Source organism: Mycobacterium sp. 1245852.3 (assembly GCF_001669335.1).
GTDB classification, from domain to species: Bacteria; Actinomycetota; Actinomycetes; order Mycobacteriales; family Mycobacteriaceae; genus Mycobacterium; species Mycobacterium europaeum_A.
This window is the reverse complement of record NZ_LZLL01000181.1, coordinates 1-2,829: the sequence shown is the minus strand read 5'-3', so window position 1 is coordinate 2,829 and position 2,829 is coordinate 1. Positions and strand designations below refer to the sequence as shown.

2 protein-coding genes are annotated in these 2,829 nt (G+C 67.9%); both read right to left on the bottom strand.

The window, feature by feature from the left end:
- Window positions 1–91 precede the first annotated feature (91 nt).
- The gene (locus tag A9W96_RS07965; protein ID WP_066880461.1) at window positions 92–772 is read right to left on the bottom strand and encodes a response regulator; all 681 of its coding nucleotides are present in this window, start codon (window positions 770–772) and stop codon (window positions 92–94) included.
- A partial coding sequence (locus A9W96_RS07960; RefSeq protein ID WP_067138815.1) for an ATP-binding protein occupies window positions 769–2,829 on the bottom strand: 2,061 nt, incomplete at its 5' end. The genes A9W96_RS07965 and A9W96_RS07960, both read right to left, overlap by 4 nt.

Here is a 2,829-nt window from a genome sequence, read left to right as displayed (position 1 = left end):
AGGCGGGCAATTAACTGACCTACCCGCGCGGAGGCCCGAGTGGCTGGTGTGATTCAGGGGCCCAGCCGGCCGCGGGACAGGCGCCACGCGCTCACACCTCGAATCGATACCCCATGCCGGACTCGGTCAGCAGGTGCTTGGGATGCGAGGGGTCATCCTCGAGTTTGCGGCGCAGCTGCGCGAGATACACGCGCAGGTAATGGGTTTCGGTGGCATACGCCGGACCCCACACCTCCTTGAGAAGCTCCTCGCGGCCGACCAACTTGCCGCGGTTGCGGACGAGGACTTCGAGCATCCCCCACTCGGTTGGGGTGAGGTGAACCTCGCTGCCGTGCTTGGTGACCTTCTTGGCGGCCAGGTCGACGGTGAACGATTCGGTCTCGATGACCGGTTGTTCGAGTTCGGAGGCCGCGGTGTTGCGCCGGACCGCCGCGCGCAGCCGCGCCAGGAACTCGTCCATGCCAAAGGGTTTCGTGACGTAGTCATCGGCCCCGGCGTCCAGCGCCTCGACCTTGTCCGACGAATCGGTGCGCGCCGACAACACGATGACCGGCGCGGTGAGCCAGCCGCGCAGACCGGCCAGCACGTCGATCCCGGAGATGTCGGGCAGGCCGAGGTCGAGGATCACCACGTCGGGCTTGTGTTCGGCGGCGGCCCGCAATGCGCCGGCGCCGCTGGACGCGGTGATCACCTCATAACCCCGCACGGACAGGTTGATGCGCAGCGCGCGCAGGATCTGCGGCTCGTCGTCGATCACCAGAACGCGAGTCACAGTGCGCCTATCTGTTGCGGCGCAGCCAAATCCACGATCACCGTCAGCCCGCCTCCCGGGGTGTCGGTGGCCGTAATCGTCCCGCCCATCGCTTCGACGAAGCCCCGCGCCACCGACATCCCCAGGCCCACGCCGGTGGTGTTGTCGTGATCGCCGAGCCGCTGAAACGCTGCGAAGATCTGCTCCTCGGCCCCGTGCGGGATTCCGGGGCCTTCGTCGATGACGTTGATCAGGACGCGATCGCCCACCCGTCCGGCGTTGACCCGCACCACACAGTTGGGCGCATAGCGCAGCGCGTTGTCGATCAGATTGGCCAGCACCCGTTCCAGCAGCCCCGCATCGGCCATCACCATCGCATCGGCGACGTCGACCTTGACCCGGTCGATCGCGGACCGGAAGAAACCGGTGGCGCCAGCCCCGATGCTGACCAGGGCCCGCTGCACGGTCTCCTCCAAATACACGACGCGCAGGTCCGGGTGGATCACCCCGGCGGCCAAACGCGATGAGTCAAGCAGGTTTCCGACCAGCGCGGTCAGCTGGTCGATCGACTCCTCGATGGTGGCCAGCAATTCGGCGGTGTCGGTGGGGGAGAAGGCGACGTCTTCGGCGCGCAGGCTCGAGACCGCGACCTTGGCCGCCGCCAGGGGTGTCCGCAGGTCGTGGCTGACCGCCGACAGCAGGGAACGCCGCAGTTCGTCGGCCCGCACGATCGCCTCGGTGCGGCTGGCTTCCTCGGCGAGCTCGCGTTGTCTGATCAAACCCGCGGCCTGCCTGGCCACCGCGCCGAGCACCCGCCGGTCGCGCGCGGAAAGCTTCCTGCCGGCCAGCAGCATCCAGAACTCGTCGTCACCGACCTCGATCGCGGTGTCGGCGGAATCGATTGTCACACAGGGATCGCGGCCCACACACGCCACCACCTCACTCTTCTTGCCGCGAGCGCGCGCTTGGTCGTCGGGCTCGCGCAACATGCTGACGGTCCGCTGGGCGTAGGTCTCCCGGACTCGCTCGAGCAGCGTTTCCAGATCGGCGCCGCGCAGCACCGAACCGGCGAACAGGGTCAGCAGCTCGGCCTCCTGCGAGGCGCGCCGTGCTTCCCGGGTGCGTTTGGCGGCGAAGTCGACCAGCACCGCGACGGCGACCGCGATGAGCAGCAGCACCAATTCGGTGATGGCGCTGTTGGGTTCGGCGATGGTGAAGCTGTGCCGCGGGGCGATCAGGAAATAATTCAGCAGCAGCCCGGACAGCACGGCCGAAAGCACCGCGGGCGCAATGCCTCCCAGCAGCCCGACCAGCAGCACGCCGACGAAGAACAGGGCGCTCTCGCCGCCGGTGTCCAGATACGGGTCCAGCGTCGTCACCGTGATCGCGCAGATGACCGACGGTACGATCAGGGCCGCCAGCCACGACGCCACCCGGCGCTCGCGGGGCGCCAGCGAGGACGCGCGGAAGCCGCGCTTGGATTCCTCGTGGGTGACCAGGTGCACGTCGATCTTTCCCGACAGCTCGACGATCCGCGGGCCGATGCCCTCCTCGAACAGCCGCGCCCAGCGCGATCGCCGCGAGGTGCCGATCACCAGCTGTGTGGCGTTCATCTCGCGGGCGAATTCGAGTAGTGCTGTGGGCACCTCGTCGCCGACCACGGTGTGCATCGACGCGTCCAGGCTGCTGGCCAGTTCCCGGATCTTGGCCATCCGCGACTCCGACAGCCCGGCCAGCCCGTCGCCGCGGATGACGTGCACCACCATCAGCTCGGCGGTCGACTTCGAGGCGATCCGGGATGCCCGTCGTACCAGCGTTTCGGACTCGGGACCACCGGTGACCGCGACGACGACCCGTTCGCGGGCCTCCCACATGTCGGTGATCTTGTTCTCGGCCCGGTATTTGGCCAGCGCGGTGTCGACCTGGTCGGCCAGCCACAGCAGCGCCAATTCCCTTAGCGCGGTGAGGTTTCCACGGCGAAAGTAATTCGACAGCGCGGCATCGATGCGATCGGGCGCGTAGACGTTGCCGTGAGACAGCCTGCGCCGCAACGCCTCCGGCGTGATGTCGATGAGCTC